Annotated in this window: 10 protein-coding genes and 1 pseudogene; 8 read left to right on the top strand and 3 right to left on the bottom strand. The window is 66.5% G+C overall.

Going from position 1 to position 15,177, the window contains the following annotated elements; genetic code table 11:
- The first annotated feature begins 206 nt into the window (after positions 1–206).
- The 3 genes and pseudogenes from FHS87_RS20780 to FHS87_RS20765 all read left to right on the top strand — a co-directional run bounded on the left by FHS87_RS20780 (position 207) and on the right by FHS87_RS20765 (position 3,147).
- On the top strand, positions 207–1,172 hold the full coding sequence (locus FHS87_RS20780; protein ID WP_184521235.1) for an IS5 family transposase: 966 nt from the start codon (positions 207–209) through the stop codon (positions 1,170–1,172).
- Positions 1,173–1,213: 41 nt separating this feature from the next.
- Positions 1,214–1,777, top strand: a complete 564-nt coding sequence (locus tag FHS87_RS20775) for a transglutaminase-like domain-containing protein (protein ID WP_184521234.1) — start codon at positions 1,214–1,216, stop codon at positions 1,775–1,777.
- A 240-nt stretch (positions 1,778–2,017) separates the two neighbouring features.
- Positions 2,018–3,147: pseudogene (locus FHS87_RS20765) on the top strand (zinc-binding metallopeptidase family protein).
- A 667-nt stretch (positions 3,148–3,814) separates the two neighbouring features.
- Here FHS87_RS20765 and FHS87_RS20760 read toward each other — a convergent pair.
- Complete coding sequence (locus FHS87_RS20760) at positions 3,815–5,566, bottom strand: bifunctional protein-serine/threonine kinase/phosphatase (RefSeq protein WP_246418580.1); 1,752 nt, start codon at positions 5,564–5,566, stop codon at positions 3,815–3,817.
- Positions 5,567–5,931: 365 nt separating this feature from the next.
- On the opposite strand from FHS87_RS20760, the gene FHS87_RS20755 reads away from it, so the two are divergent.
- The 5 genes from FHS87_RS20755 to FHS87_RS20735 are packed head-to-tail and all read left to right on the top strand — an operon-like array spanning position 5,932 to position 12,444.
- Positions 5,932–7,143, top strand: coding sequence for a nitrate/nitrite transporter (locus tag FHS87_RS20755; RefSeq protein ID WP_184521231.1), 1,212 nt, complete (start codon positions 5,932–5,934; stop codon positions 7,141–7,143).
- An 18-nt stretch (positions 7,144–7,161) separates the two neighbouring features.
- Positions 7,162–9,285 (top strand): molybdopterin oxidoreductase family protein, encoded by a 2,124-nt coding sequence (locus tag FHS87_RS20750; RefSeq protein ID WP_221300207.1) that lies wholly within the window; start codon positions 7,162–7,164, stop codon positions 9,283–9,285.
- Complete coding sequence (locus tag FHS87_RS20745) at positions 9,282–9,632, top strand: hypothetical protein (RefSeq protein ID WP_221300205.1); 351 nt, start codon at positions 9,282–9,284, stop codon at positions 9,630–9,632. The genes FHS87_RS20750 and FHS87_RS20745 overlap by 4 nt, the downstream gene beginning before the upstream one ends.
- Positions 9,633–9,661: 29 nt before the next feature.
- Complete coding sequence (gene nirB / locus FHS87_RS20740) at positions 9,662–12,112, top strand: nitrite reductase large subunit NirB (protein WP_184521229.1); 2,451 nt, start codon at positions 9,662–9,664, stop codon at positions 12,110–12,112.
- Entirely contained in the window at positions 12,109–12,444 is a 336-nt protein-coding gene (locus tag FHS87_RS20735; RefSeq protein ID WP_184521228.1) for a Rieske (2Fe-2S) protein, read from the top strand. The genes nirB and FHS87_RS20735 overlap by 4 nt, the downstream gene beginning before the upstream one ends.
- A gap of 60 nt (positions 12,445–12,504) precedes the next feature.
- On the opposite strand, the gene FHS87_RS20730 is transcribed toward FHS87_RS20735, so the two are convergent.
- Together FHS87_RS20730 and FHS87_RS20725 are read right to left on the bottom strand one after the other, a co-directional pair.
- Entirely contained in the window at positions 12,505–14,385 is a 1,881-nt protein-coding gene (locus tag FHS87_RS20730) for a protein kinase domain-containing protein (RefSeq protein WP_184521227.1), read from the bottom strand.
- Positions 14,312–15,163 carry a formate/nitrite transporter family protein gene (locus FHS87_RS20725; RefSeq protein WP_184521226.1) on the bottom strand — a complete coding sequence of 284 codons (852 nt, stop codon included), beginning with the start codon at positions 15,161–15,163 and terminating at the stop codon, positions 14,312–14,314. The genes FHS87_RS20730 and FHS87_RS20725 overlap by 74 nt, the downstream gene beginning before the upstream one ends.
- Positions 15,164–15,177: the final 14 nt, after the last annotated feature.

The following is a 15,177-nucleotide window of genomic DNA, read 5'->3' as shown; positions in this document are numbered from 1 at the left end:
AGTAGCAGCAGGCGCATCGGGCTTCACTTCAGGTCGAGAAGGTGGATAGCGGCGCGGCGGGCGCCCATGCCGGAAGGCCCACGCCTGCGCGCCACCCACGGGCGATCTCGTCCCGCCGGCACTGTGGTGCACGGGTCGGCCTGGTTGTGTAGCTGGGTTATGCTCCTGAGGGGTCGACGGCCCGTCATCCTTCAGGAGAGCGCAGCTTGCCGTTCAAGGCCAATGCCGACCGTCGCCAGCACATTCCGAAGCAGCGGTTCCGGGCCACGAACTGGGCAGAGTACGATACCGCCTTACGTGGACGTGGCAGCCTAACGGTGTGGTTCACGGATGCCGCGATCGCGGCCTGGAAGGCCGAGCCCCGGACCACGCGGGGCGGACAGCCGCGGTATTCGGAGCTGGCCATCTCCACGGCCCTGACGCTTCGGACCGTGTTCCGCCTGGCTTTGCGTCAGACCGAAGGCCTGATCGGCTCGATCATCGCCCTGCTCGGTCTCGACCTGCCCGTGCCGGACCACACGACCCTCAGCCGCCGAGCCGAGACGCTCGAGTTGCCGCAACCCCAGCCGGGTACCCGCCCCGTACACCTGCTGGTGGACAGTACGGGGCTGCGGTTATGTGGCCCGGGCGAGTGGCTGGTCGAGAAGCACGGGAGCAGGACGCGCCGGTCGTGGCGCAAGCTGCACGTCGGCGTGGATGCCGACACGGGGCGGATCGTTGCGGCCGAGTTGACAGCCCGCGACGTCGATGACGCTTCGCAGCTCGGTCCCTTGCTCGACCAGGTCACGGACCCGATCGCCTCGTTCACCGCCGATGGCGCCTACGACCAGGACGGTGTCTACTGTGAAGTAGCAGCGCGGCATCCCGATTCTACGGTGATCGTGCCACCACGGTCCAGTGCCGTGCCGAGCGCCACGGCTGAGACGGCGCCGACCAAGCGGGACAAACACCTTCGGGACATCGCCAGGCATGGCCGCAGGAGCTGGCAGAAGGCCTCAGGCTATAACTGGCGTGCCCTGGTCGAGGCGGATATCGCGCGCTTCAAGCGGGTGATTGGCGGTGGACTGCACTCGCGTACCGACGGGCGTCGCGCGACAGAAGTGGCCATCGCCGTCCGCGCACTCAACCGCATGCTCGAACTCGGACGGCCAGAGTATGTCCGCATCACGTGAATGCGGACTAACCCGGGGCCACTCCGCCTGCAAGTTGGTCCATGCAACGCAGTCATGCGCGGCAGCACCCGGTGGAGGATCTGCCGGACGACGTGCTGACGTATCTGCTGGGCAGCCGCTACTGCGACACGCAGAAGCTGTCCGATACGGCTTGGTCGCTGTTCGGCAATGTGCCGGAAGGATGGGCGCGGGTTCAGGCCATCGTGGACTATGTCCACAACCGCATCACCTTCGGCTACGGTTTCGCCCGCGCGACGCGCACGGCCTCGGAAGCCTTCCAGGAGCAGGTAGGCGTGTGCCGGGACTTCGCGCACCTCGCGGTGACGCTGTGCCGCTGCATGAACATCCCGGCACGTTACTGCACCGGCTACCTTGGCGATATCGGCGTCCCGCCCGTCGACGCGCCGATGGACTTCTCCGCTTGGTTCCAGGTCTACCTGTCGGGCCGCTGGTGGACCTTCGACGCCCGCCACAACCTGCCCCGGATCGGCCGCATCCTCATGGCGACCGGCCGCGACGCCACGGATGTGGCCATGGTGACCTCCTTCGGGCCGAGCTGTCTCACGGGCTTCAAGGTCATCACCGATGAGGTGGTGCCGGCCTGACCGCTGTGCAGTTGGCGCCCCAGTCTGGACGATCTGAAACCGGGCGGGCTGCACACGGCCCGCCCGAGTTCGGACCGGTCTGCGGTGGGAGCAGCTTCGGTCCGCACGCGAACGTACTCGTCGAGCATCACGTTGCTCTTGGATGAGCGCGAGCGAGTTGCTGCGGTGCAAGAACGGAACTGGCAGACATATCCCAGCAGGGGCACTATTGCCTCTGGATGACGCTCTGTCGGGGGGTGAATGAGACTGTTCAGGTGCCAAGCTTGCGGTCAGACGGTCTACTTCGAGAACACCCGCTGCGGGTCCTGCTCCTCGCCTCTGGGTTACCTGCCCGAGGTGGGTCTTATGTCCGCCCTGGAGCCCGAGGTTAGCCCCGAACTCGTCGAAGCCCTGCAGCAGGTCGGGCTTCAAGTGGCGATCGGCGCACTGCCTGGCGAAACAGCGGTCTGGCTCGCTCGTGTCTGGCCCGGGCGGCGCTACCGCTTCTGAACAATGCCCGGTTTCAGGTCTGCAACTGGATGGTCCCCGCCGAGAGTAAGAACTGCCTCTGCCTGGCCTGTCGCCACAACCGCTGCATTTCGAACCCGGCACAAGGAGAAAACCTTGCCCGCTGGCGGGAGCTCGAGGGCGCCAAGCACCGGCTCTTTTATTCGCTGGTCAAGCTCCAGCTTCCCCTGCTCACCCGAGACGAACAGCGGGATGGCCTGGCTTTCGACTTCCTGGATGACCCTCCCGACCCTGATGCGCCGCGCGTGATGACAGGCCACAGCGACGGCCTGATTACCATAGCGCTGCGCGAGGCCGACGATGTTGAACGCGAGCGTATGCGGAAAGCCCTGGGTGAGCGCTATCGCACTTTGCTCGGGCACCTACGGCACGAGACCGGGCACTACTTCTGGGATCGGCTGGTCCGGGACGGCGGCAAGGTGGAGGCCTGCCGTGCGGTGTTTGGCGATGAAGGGGTGGACTATGGCGAGACTCTGAAGACCTACTATGCCAAAGGGCCTCCTGCCGGCTGGCAGTCGCGCTACATCACCGCATACGCCACCGCCCATCCCTGGGAGGACTTCGCGGAGTCCTGGGCGCACTACTTGCACATGGTTGATACCTTGGAAACCGCCGCGGCTCACGGCGTAGAGATCCATCCGCGCAACGGCGGCAAGCGCTTCCAGGCAGCCATCGACTTCGACCCGTACCGCCCCTCCACCTTCGACCTGTTGATGGAGAACTGGCTCCCCCTGTCCCGGGCCGCCAACAGCCTGAACCGCTCTATGGGGCAGCCGGACCTATATCCCTTCGTCCTGTCGCCACTGACCGTCGAGAAGCTTCGCTTTATCCACGGGCTCGTACAGGGATACCGGGCGGGTTGAAGCCGCCGCTCCCTACACCGAACGAGCCGGCACGGGTGTTAAATGTCGCGGTCTAAGCATGGAGAAGCGAGTTCACCACCGCAGAAGGCGTTGAGGCTGCAGTGCTGTCACGAGAAGCAGAACTACCAGCGCCGGGCTGAGTAGTCGGCTGCTTCCAGGAGTGTGGGGGTCGGGACCAAGGCACCGCCTACACGGTCCCCGTCGAAGCCAAGTTCCCGGACGCGCTCTGGTGGCAGCTCAACCTGTCCCGGCCCATCAACCGTCTCAAAGTACACAACGAAGCGGATCGGCTGCAGCGAGACCACCTCGTCGATCGGGGCCATTGCTGTAACCCGCGCCACACCCGCCGGTATGGTTTCCTTCATCGGCGATCCCTGGGCTACCGGGCCCGAGCGAGCCCAGGGCCAAAGAGTGCAGGCGAGCAATGTTGCGGTGCAACCGTGATCTTCTGACAATCTGGGGAGATGGAGCTCCAATTGGCCCATAGAGTGGGGCCGGGGACAGTGGTCTGCTCTCGTGAAAGTCCTGTTGCCGGACGTTCTTGGCGCACTCCGCGATGAGGCGCGCCTGGGCGATGGTGAGCTTATGCCAGATTCTGTGGGAAGCCCCCTCATGGCAGAACCTCGCCAACACGGACATCATCAGGTTAGAGCGCTGACGTGCCCCGTTACCGCCAAGCCAGCAAGAGGAGCAGCAAAAAGGCCAGCATGGCGCAGAGCACGCGCCAGAACAGTAGTGGGTTTCGGTCATGCAGCGAGCGGGATGGGAGGCGCAGCGGCGCGCCACGCCCCATGCCGGCCTCCAGGTCGAAGAGAAGCTCCAGCGCATCCGCCGGCCGCTCCTCCGGCGCCACCGCCACAGCGCGAGCGAGGTTCCGGTCCAACCAAGCTGGCAGGTCGGGCCGGCGCGACACCAGCGACGCCGGCATGCCAAAACGCGGGCGGGAGAAGGCCTCCACCTCGCCATAGGGGTAGGCCCCACCGGAGAACAGACGGTAGAGCGTGACGCCGAGAGCAAAGATGTCCGATCGCTCGTCGCCCGGCGAGGCGCCGGCGAGCAGTTCCGGCGCCATGTAGCTCGGCGTACCCGGCGCGTCATGCGCGGCAAAGTCCTCGAGATGCGGCAGGCGCGCGACGCCCAGGTCCACCAGCCGTAGCCCGCCGGGTTCAAGCAGCACGTTGTCCGGCTTGATGTCGCGGTGAACAACGCAAGCCCGGTGCAGCGCGGCCACTCCTTTGCAGAGTCGCACCGCGATCTCCAGCCCCGCCTCCAGCCCGGGCGGCGGGCCGCGGAAGATGCGGCGCTCCAGCGTCTCGGCGCCGTAGTAGGGCATCACGCCGTAGAGGCAGGTCCGCCGCTCTGGCGGCGGCTCCAGCACCTCCCCGACGAAAGGGCTTCGCACCCGGGCGGCGACCCAGGCCTCCCGGATAAAGGCCTGACGGAAGCTTGCCTCCGCCGCCGCGCCTGGCTTAGGAAATTTCAGCACCACGGCCCGGCTCTCGGGCGCCAGGGTGTCGCGGCCGCGGAAGACGCGGCTGTAACGGCTGTCAGCCAGCATTTCGTCCAACGCGAACCCGTCCACCACCGCACCGCGGCGGGGCGGCGGCAGGATCGGCAGGACATCGATCGCGGATTCCAGATCGACTTGGTTCGGCGGCGGAAGCTCCAGTACATCGAGCACCAGCGCCGTGGCGTTATCTCCAACCGACGTGTCCAGCGCGGCCTGCACCAGCCGGCGCGCCGTTTCCTCCGGCGCTTCACGACGGCCCAATTCCTGAGCCACGCGCCGTTCGGACAACCCGCCATGCACCCCGTCGCTGCAGATCAGCAGGCGGTCGTGCGGCTGCAGCCCCTCCTCCGTGTAGTCCACGCGCACCGTCTCGGCGGCGCCGAGGGCGCGGGTCAGTACATGCGACGTGCCGGGGCGCCCAGGCGTATGGTCCTGGGTGAGCTGTGACAGCGTATCGCCACGGAGGCGATACAATCGCGTATCACCCACGTGCAGGACATGCAGGCGCCGGCCGCGCAGCACCGCAGCGGTGAGCGTGCACGCCATGTTCTCCAGCGCCGGCTCCGTGCGCCCACGCCCGTGAATCCAGGTGTTCAACGCCTCAATGGCGCGGGCGGCCGCACGGCGCACCCCCAACGCCTCGCTCTGGCCGAGCATCCCGTCGATCAGCCCGCGCACCGCGATCTCGGCTGCCACGCGGCCGCCCTTGGCGCCGCCCACCCCGTCCGCGACGGCGGCGATCACGCCCTGTGCGGCCCGGCGGCCCGGCTCTCCAAGCCAGGCACCCACATAGTCCTCGTTGCGCTCGCGCGCGCCGCGCTCGCTGCAGAAACCCAGGCGAATATCGAGCCGGCCACGGCCCGGTGCTGGCTCTGGCCGCGGAGAGGCATCGGGAAAGGACCGCTCCAACTCGCCCCGCCTCTGAACTGTCCTGCGGCAATGAGTAGATTGCTGTTTTTTTGTTCGCAATGGCTATTCTGTGGCGCGGGCGGATCGCACTGTCGACTGGTTGCTCCGAATTCGTTCACATATGCGGAGACATACCTACCCTGGACCAGCGCATTGCGTTATGCCTCCACCAGGGCCGCCGAGTGGCCCGGGACAAACGAGGCCGGGGCGCGGGGACAGATCTTCACCCTGAAGGCCAACTGGCATGGGATGGAATGCGAGTCACCGCGGCGGCGCGCCACGCCACGCGGGATGAACCGGCCGGCTTGCCGGAACGGGGTCTGCAGGCGGTCGCGCGTCCTATTGGGCGGAGCTGGCCGGATCTGATGGTGAATCGCGACTTCCTAAAGGCCGGACACCCCCCGACCCTGTTGTCGGCCTTCCTCTACTTCGACCTGAGCTTCATGGTCTGGGTGATGCTGGGCCCGTTAGCGGTTCAGATCGCCCGCGATCTTCAGCTAGACGCTGCGCAGCGCGGCCTGATGGTGGCCGTGCCGGTGCTCGCCGGCGCCCTGCTGCGTATGGTGAACGGCATCGCCGTGGACCGTATCGGCCCCAAACTCACGGGAGCCATCGGCCAGCTTGTGGTGCTCGCGGGTTTGCTGATCTCCTGGTGGTTCGGCGTCCACAGCTTTGCGCAGGTGCTGCTGCTCGGCATTGTTCTCGGGCAGGCCGGCGCCTCCTTCGCCGTGGCCCTGCCGCTCGCCTCCCGCTGGTACCCGCCCGAGATGCAAGGCATCGCGCTCGGCATCGCCGGCGCAGGCAATTCGGGCACGGTCTTCGCCTCCCTCTTCGCGCCCACCCTCGCGGCCCACTTCGGTTGGAGCAACGTGTTCGGCCTCGCCGCCATCCCGCTCGGGATCGTGTTCGTAATCTACCTGATCCTGGCCAAGGACAGCCCGGACAGGCCGCCGCCGAAGTCGCTTCCGGAGTACCTGCGTGTGTTCCGCGAGGGCGACGCCTGGTGGTTCATGTTCTTCTACTTCGTCACCTTCGGCGGCTTCGTCGGTCTCGCCTCCTCCCTGTCCTTCTACTTCAACGACCAGTACGGGCTGGACCCGGTGCTGGCCGGCTACTTCACCGCGGCCTGCGTCTTCGCGGGCTCGCTGGTGCGGCCCGTTGGCGGAGCGCTGGCGGACCGCGTCGGCGGCATTTGGGCCTTGTCCATCATGTACGGCGTCGCCGCGGTCGCCCTGATAGTGGTCAGTTTCGGCCTGCCCCAGGCCTGGATGGCGCTTCTGGTGTTCGTGATCGGGATGTTGGCACTCGGCATGGGCAACGGCTCGGTCTTCCAACTCGTGCCGCAGCGCTTCCGCTCAGAAATCGGCGTCATGACAGGGCTCGTGGGAATGACGGGGGGCATCGGCGGCTTCTATCTCGCCTCCAGCCTCGGCTATTCGAAGCAGCTTACAGGCAGCTACCAGGCAGGGTTCCTGCTCTTCGCCGCGCTAGCCGTGCTCGCACTGCTGGGGCTGACGGCGGTGAAGTCGCGGTGGCGTACCACCTGGGGCGCGGCCAGTGGGCTGGGCCGGATCTAGCGCCCGCAGATGGACGGCGTGATCCAGCCCACTATCGGCAGCGGAGGAACCCATTGCCCCTACTGCGCCATGCAGTGCGCCATGGATTTGGTGGTGGAGGACGGCCGGCTGGCTACTGCCGCGCGGGACTTCCCCACCAACCGCGGCGGCCTCTGCCGCAAGGGCTGGACGGCTGCGGAACCGCTCTCCAGCAGCGTCCGGCTGCTGACGCCACTGATGCGGGACAGCCGTGGCGCGCCGCTGCGCCCGGCCTCCTGGGACGAGGCGCTGGACGCCGTGGCCGCCGCATTCCGCGCTGCTCGGGAGAAAGGCGGGCCGGACGCGGTCGGCGTCTTCGGTGGCGGCGCGCTAAGCAATGAGAAAGCCTATATGCTTGGCAAGTTCGCCCGCGTCGGCCTCGGCACCCGCAACATCGACTACAACGGCCGCTTCTGCATGGCTTCAGGCGCCGCGGCGGGTAACCGGGCGCTCGGGATGGACCGGGGCCTTCCCTTCCCGATGACGGACCTGCCGGGCGCCGGGGCAATCCTGATCGTCGGCAGCAACCCGGCCGAAACCCTGCCCGTCATCGTGCAGTACCTGGAAGAGCAGCGGCGCCACGGCGGGCAGCTGATCGTTGCCGATCCGCGCCGCACCGCGACCGCCCAGATGGCCACGCTGCACCTCCAGCTCACTCCCGGCACGGACGCCGCGCTTGCACTCGGCCTGCTGCACGTCGCCTTGCGGGACAACCTGGTGGATCGCGCCTTTATTGAAGCGCGTACCACCGGCTTCGGCGCGGCGCGGCGCATTGCCAACGCTTACTGGCCAGAGCGGGTAGAGCGGATCACGGGGGTGCCCATCGCGCAGCTCGTCCAAGCCGCGCACATGCTGGGCGAAGCGTCAACCGCCATGGTCCTGACCGGGCGCGGGCCGGAGCAGCAAAGCCACGGCGTGGAGAACGCGCACGCCTTCATCAATCTTGCCCTCGCGCTCGGCAAGGTGGGCCGACCCAATTGCGGCTGGGGCACGCTAACCGGCCAGGGCAATGGTCAGGGAGGGCGGGAGCACGGCCAGAAGGCAGACCAGCTGCCGGGCTACCGCAGCCTCGCCAACCCCGAGCATCGCGCGGCGGTCGCCGCTGTCTGGGGCGTGGACCCGGACACCTTGCCGCCGCCCGGCCCCTCGGCGCAGGAACTGCTGGAGAGCTGTGGTTCACCGGACGGCGTGCGGGCGCTGCTGGTGATGGGCTGCAACCTCCTCGTCGCCGCGCCTCAGACGGAGAGGCTGCGGGCGCGCCTCGAGGCTCTCGACGTGCTGGTGGTCTGCGACCCTTTTCTGAGCGAGACCGCCGCGACCGCCGACATCGTGCTGCCCGTTGCCCAGTGGGTCGAGGAGAGCGGCACGGTGACCAACCTGGAAGGGCGCGTGCTTCTCCGCCACTGCCTCTCCCCGCCCCCCGAGGGTGTCCGGAGCGACGCGCAGGTGTTGAAGGCTCTGGCAGAGCGGCTAGGGCGTGGCGCCTACTTCACCGCCGACCACCGCGAACTCTTCGAGGAGCTGCGCCGCGCCAGCGCCGGCGGCTTGGCTGACTACGCCGGTATCACCTGGGAGCGGATCGAGGCGGAGCAGGGTGTGTTCTGGCCCTGCCCCTCCGAGGAGCATCCTGGCACGCCGCGCCCATTCCTCGACGCCTTCGCGACGCCGGATGGCAGGGCGCGCTTCTTCGCCGTGGAGCACCGGCCCACGGCGGAGGAGCCGGGCCCAGGCTACCCTATGTTCCTTACCACCGGCCGCGTACTGGGCCACTACAACTCGGGCACCCAGACCCGGCGCGTTGCGGCCCTGAACGCGGGCGACCCGGAGCCCTTCGTCGAGATCCACCCCGACGTGGCGCGTTCTCTCGGGATCAGCGAGGGCGGCATGGCGCGCATTACGACGCGGCGCGGGGAGGCAGTGCTGCGCGCGCGGCTCACCCGCGCCATCCGCTTCGACACCCTGTTCGTCCCGTTCCATTGGGGCGGCCGGGGAGGTGCGAACCTGCTTACCAACCCCGCCCTCGACCCGACCTCCCGCATTCCGGAGTTCAAGGCCTGCGCCGCGCGGATCGAACCGGCGGGGAACGGTGTGACCACAGATACCAGCATCGGAGCCGACGCATGATGGAATCCACCCCCCGCTTCATCAACGGCATCTACCCCTTCGAGGGACAGGGCCTCGCCGTTTCCGTGCCGCTCGACGATGGCTTGTCCTACACGGTACCAGCGGACCGGCGCGCCCAACTCGTCTATCTCCGCGCCGGTAACTCGGCCGACGGATTGATCACGCTGACCCTGCTGCGCGATGGCGTGCCGATGCGGCTTTTCCCCGTGGGCGCCAAGGGCGCGATGCACGTCCCGCTCGCCGTGCTGGAGGACCTGTTTCCCGAGACGAAGGTCGAGGTGCTGGTCTCGGCCGAGAGGGGCGTAGCGGGGCATGTCGTGCTTGATATCGGGCTGATGGAAATCTGACTGGGCGGAGCAACAACAGGGGCAAACACATGGCAAAGCAGAAGTTGGTGGTCGTCGGAAACGGCATGGCGGGCGCCCGCGCGGTGGAGGAGGTCCTCGCCCGCGGTGGTGCCGATATGTTCGACATCTTCATGTTCGGCGACGAGCCATACGGAAACTATAATCGCATCCTGCTCTCCAACGTTCTTAGCGGTGCGCAGGACACGGAGGAGATCTTCCTCAACCCACTGTCCTGGTACGCCGAGAACGGCATCACCCTCCATGCCGGGGCGCGGGTGACGGACATCGACCGCTATGCCAAGGTGGTTATCGCGGACAACGGGGTGCGGGAGCACTATGACCGCCTGCTGATTGCCACCGGTAGCCGGGCCTTCATGCCGCCGATCAAGGGGCTGCACGGGGCGGACGGCTCCCTGAAGCCAGGCGTCTTCGGCTTCCGCACCATCGACGACTGCAACGGCATGATTGCCGCCTCCGCACCGGGCAGGAAGGCCGTAGTGATCGGCGGCGGACTCCTCGGCCTAGAAGCGGCACGCGGCCTGATGAATCACGGCTGCGAGGTGCATGTGGTGCACTTGGCAGGGCACCTGATGGAACAGCAGCTCGACTTCACCGGCGGCACGATCCTGAAGTCCGGCATGGAGAGGATGGGCATCGCCGTCCACCTCCAGAAGTCCACCACCGAAATCCTGGGCGAGGGCCGCGTTACCGGCTTGGCCTTCAAGGACGGCACGACGCTGGATTGCGATCTTCTGGTAGTGGCCGCGGGTATTCGCCCCAATGCCGAGATCGGCCACCGGGCCGGGCTGACGGTGGAGCGTGCCATCGTGGTGGACGACCACATGCGCTCGGTTGACGACCGCACGATCTACGTCGTGGGGGAATGCGCGCAGCACCGCGGCCGCGTCTACGGTCTCGTCGCGCCGCTCTGGGATCAGGCCAAGGTCTTCGCAGACCACCTCACGGGTCGCAACATCGACGCCGCCTATCACGGCTCCAAGCTCGCCACAAAGTTGAAAGTCATGGGGGTCGAGCTGGCTTCCATGGGCCTTACTGAGACCCAGGAAGAGCGGGACGAACTGGTACAGTTCGTCGAGCCCAAGCGCGGCATTTACAAGAAGCTGATCGTGCGGGATGGGCGCCTCGTCGGCGGAATCCTGATGGGCGACATCGGCAAGGCTGCCTACCTGATGCAGGCTTTCGACCGCGATAGCCCGCTTCCGGAGGAGCGCCTGTCGCTGCTCTTCGACATCGGCGCGCCGAGCCAGAAGGTAACGATCGACGAGATGCCGGCCGACGCTCAGGTCTGCAACTGCAACGGCGTCACCAAGGCCGCGATTGGCACCTGTATCGCGGGCGGGGCCAAGACCACCAAGGCGGTAATGGGTGCCACCCGCGCCGGCATGGGCTGTGGCTCCTGCAAGGGGCTGATGAACGAGGTGGTGGCCTGGTTCCTGGGCGGCGCCGTGGAGGAGGACCCGTCCGTCCACTACTACGTGCCCTGCATTCCCCTGAAGAAGCCGGAGTTGGTCGCGGAAGTCAGGGCGCGGAACCTGCGCTCCGTCTCCGCCGTGTTCCGGGAACTGGCGGGCGGGGTCGAGGATGCCCAGAGTAAGCCGGCCCTCGCCTCCCTTCTCTCGGTGGTTTGGAGGGGTGACTACATTCCCGAGGCGGACGCGCGCTTCATCAACGAGCGCGCTCACGCCAACATCCAGAAGGACGGTACCTTCTCCGTCGTGCCCCCCATGGCAGGCGGCGCGACTACACCAGCTGAGCTGCGCCGCATCGCCGAGGTGGCCGAGAAATACAACGTCCCCATGGTGAAGGTGACGGGCGGTCAGCGCATCGACCTGCTCGGCGTCAAGAAGGAGGACCTGCCCAAGGTCTGGGCCGATCTGGGCACCCATTCGGGCTATGCCTACGGAAAGACCTACCGCACCTGCAAGTCCTGCGTCGGCACTGACTTCTGCCGCTTCGGCCTCGGCGACAGCATGAAGCTGGCCGCGCAAATCGAGGATCGGTTCAAGGGCATCGACAGCCCGCACAAGATGAAGTTGGCCACCACCGGCTGTCCGCGCAACTGCGCGGAAGCGCTGATAAAGGACGTGGGTGCCGTCGCGATCGGTGATGGCAAGTGGGAGATCTATGTGGGCGGGGCCGGCGGATCCCACGTGCGCAAGGGCGACCTGCTCTGCACGGTGGGCAGCCACGAGGAGGTGCTGCTCTATGCCGGCCGCTTCATGCAGCTCTACCGTGAGGAGGCGAAGTACAAGGAGCGGACCTACACCTGGGTGGAGCGGGTTGGCATCGAACGTGTCCGGGCCATCGTGATGGAGGACAGCGAGGGGATCGCCGCCCGGCTAGACGCCGCGATGCAGGAGTCCGTGGATGCCTTTATCGATCCCTGGAAGCAGATCATCGAGAAGGGGATGGACCGCGCCGACGCAGCGATGACCGCGACGGTAGGGTCCGGCGCATGAGCGCGGAGATCCCCATCGCCCGCCTGTCGGACATCCCGCCGGGGGAGGGCCGGAACTTCAAGGTGGAAGGGCGCTGCATCGCGATTTTCCACACCCGCTCCGGCCAAGTTTTTGCGACTCAGCCGGACTGCCCTCACAAGGGCGGACCCCTCGCCGACGGACTGACCGGCGGAACCACTATCGTTTGCCCGCTGCATGAGCGGAGCTGGGACCTCGCCACGGGGAGGCCGGTTGCTGACAGCGACCGCCCTCTCACCATCTACCCCGTCCGCGCGGCGGCGGACGGAACCTTGCTGGTCGGCTTGCCTGCCGTCACGAGCACGCCAGCCTAGCCGGGGGGCCTCGCCGGCAGGCGGAGGCGGGGCCTCCTAACATCGCCCATTATTCAGACGTCAGGGCTGCAAGGCGAGTAGGGCTGCCAAGATCGCCACAGTTAGGGAGAGCAGCAGGGAGATGGCTTTCCAGAACAGGACAGGGTCGCGCTCCAGAAGGGGCTGCGGCCGGGCTGCGAACTCAGCATTCGGGTGCCGAAGGTCATGGGTGAACTCGGAAAGCTCGGCATGCCGCCGCCTGGGGTCGACCCGAACCGCCTTCTCCAACGCTCCGTCGACCCAGGCCGGTATGGTGCGGTGAAGATCGCAGGCTGACTGGTACCGCAGCTTGCGCTGGGCTGATCGGGAATGCGCCTGCGATACGGCGGTGCCGTAGGGCAGACGGCCGGTAAGCATCTGGTAAGCGATCACACCGAGCGAGAAGATGTCGGACCGCGCGGTGCCACCCTCACCAAGGAAGTACTCGGGCGCCGTGTACTGCACAGTTCCGAGGATGTCCTCCTCGTGAGAGCGATCATCGGCCTCGGCAATGCCCGCTACCCTGGCGGCGCCAAAGTCGATGATCTTCACGGTGCCCGCCCGGTCGATCAGGATGTTCTCAGGGCGCAGGTCCTGGTGCAGGACCTCCTTGCGATGGAGGGCCTGGAGACCCCGGGCGATCTGCTCGACGACGTCTCGCACCCGCTCCAGGTCAGGACGGGGGTTGTCGGCCATCCACTGGGCGAGTGTTTGCCCCTCCACAAACTCAGTGACGACATACAGGAAGTTCCGCTTGCGTCGGTTTGCTGGAGCGCCGAGCACGTGCACATTGTCGATCCGGCGCGCGATCCACTCCTCCATCGCGAAGCGCCTGAGATGGGAAGCATCCGCCCTAAACTCGGTCGAAGGCACCTTCAGGGCGACGAGGCTCTCGTCTGCGGTATCCGCGGCCAGGAAGACCTGCGAGCGGCTGCTCGCGTGTAGCGGCCGGATGATCCGGAAGCCGTCGAAGACCGCGGGCGGCGTAAGGGCTGGCGGCAGCGGAAGGTCCCCTGAGCGGACCAGGGCCTCGGCGGCTTCACCCTCCGGCACTTGCTCGACACGCACCAGCTGGATGGTCAGGTTGTCCGGACTGCCGTTCTCGAGTGCCTCTCGAACGATACGGTGGGCGACCTCGTCGAGATCCGCGGTCGTATCTTGGACCGCTTCCGCGATGAACTGAGAGCTGACGTATTCATAAACCCCGTCGGTCGCCAACACGAAGAGGTCACCTGCAGCGACCGGGAAGGCGTAATAGTCGATCTCCACCTCGCGCTCGGCGCCCAAGGCGCGGTTAAGGTAACTCTGCCGCGACGAGACGACGACCCGATGATCGTCCGTCAGCTGTTCGAGCGAGGTGCCGTCGACTCGATAGATCCGGGAGTCACCGACATGGAAGATATGTGCGGTGGTGGATTTCAACACCATGGCGCTCAGGGTGCAGACATAGCCGCCGTCCATGTCCTCGCCGAGGCCGCTACGCCGGGTCTGAGCGTGCAGCCATGAGTTCGCGGCGGCGATGACGCGCTGCGCGGACGTCTTCACGCTCCAGGCTTCTGAGGTGCTGTAGTAGTCGGAAAGAAAGCTTTTGACCACGCTCTCGCTCGCGATGTGGGAAACCCTGCTCGTGCTGATGCCATCGGCAATCGCGATGGCGATCCCCTTGGAAGTCAGCAGCGGCTGGTCCGGCTGGAGGACGCCGTGGAAATCCTGGTTCACCTCTTTGCGGCCCCGGTCAGAGCACTGCCCGACCGAGACCGCCAGGCCGCTCCGCGGGGTGCCAGCATCCGCTCGCCCATGGTCAATCGGACCGGGGTCATGCGGCTCAGAACCGGCACCCCGGCTCACGTCACTCGCCAGGCGCCGGGGTACGGGCAGTCCGGGCCCTGAAGTCCTGATTACGCTTAGGCCCGGTACGCACATGCGTCGAGTAGAGAGTCAGGCCAACGAAGGAGAAGCCTCCAACGAGGTTGCCGAGCACGGTCGGGATCTCGTTCCAGATCATGTAATCCCAGAAGGAGAACTCACCGCCCAGCATCAAGCCGGAGGGGAAGAGGAACATGTTCACGATGGAATGCTCGAAGCCCATGTAGAAGAACACCATGATCGGCATCCACATGGCGATCACCTTACCGGAGACGGAGGTGGACATCATGGCCGCCACCACGCCGGTCGAGACCATCCAGTTGCACAGCACGCCGCGGATGAAGAGCGTCAGCATGCCCGCGGCGCCGTGCTCTGCGTATCCCACTGTACGGCCCTCACCGATCGAGCCGATACGCCTCCCGACCGCGTCCGGCGCCTCGGTGAAACCGTAGGTGAAGATGATGGCCATCATGACTGCCACGGTAAGCGCGCCGGCGAAGTTCCCAATAAAAACTAGCCACCAGTTGCGCAGCATACCCCCGACCGTCACGCCTGGCCGCTTGTCCATGAGAGCCAGAGGGACAAGGGTGAAGACCCCGGTCAGCAGGTCGAACCCGAGAAGGTAGAGAAGGCAGAAGCCGACCGGAAAGAGGATGGCACCAGCCAGGGGCTGCCCGGTCTGGACGGTGACGGTTACCGCGAACGCGGCCGCAAGGGCGAGAATGGCGCCTGCCATGTAGGCGCGGATCAAGGTATCGCGGGTGGACATGAAAACTTTCGACTCACCCGCGTCGATCATCTTGGTCACGAATTCCTGCGGAGCCAGGTAGGACACGTGCATCTCCCCTC

This window comes from Muricoccus pecuniae, from assembly GCF_014199205.1.
Lineage (GTDB): Bacteria > Pseudomonadota > Alphaproteobacteria > Acetobacterales > Acetobacteraceae > Roseomonas > Roseomonas pecuniae.
Note: the sequence above shows the minus strand (reverse complement) of the source record. Positions and strands in the feature narration are given on the sequence as shown.

Coding starts and splice junctions, on each gene's coding strand:
- FHS87_RS20775 (WP_184521234.1), top strand. CDS start 1,214: ATGCAACGCAGTCATGCGCGGCAGCACCCGGTGGAGGATCTGCCGGAC.
- FHS87_RS20755 (WP_184521231.1), top strand. CDS start 5,932: ATGGTGAATCGCGACTTCCTAAAGGCCGGACACCCCCCGACCCTGTTG.
- FHS87_RS20745 (WP_221300205.1), top strand. CDS start 9,282: ATGATGGAATCCACCCCCCGCTTCATCAACGGCATCTACCCCTTCGAG.
- nirB (WP_184521229.1), top strand. CDS start 9,662: ATGGCAAAGCAGAAGTTGGTGGTCGTCGGAAACGGCATGGCGGGCGCC.
- FHS87_RS20735 (WP_184521228.1), top strand. CDS start 12,109: ATGAGCGCGGAGATCCCCATCGCCCGCCTGTCGGACATCCCGCCGGGG.
- FHS87_RS20730 (WP_184521227.1), bottom strand. CDS start 14,385: ATGTGCGTACCGGGCCTAAGCGTAATCAGGACTTCAGGGCCCGGACTG.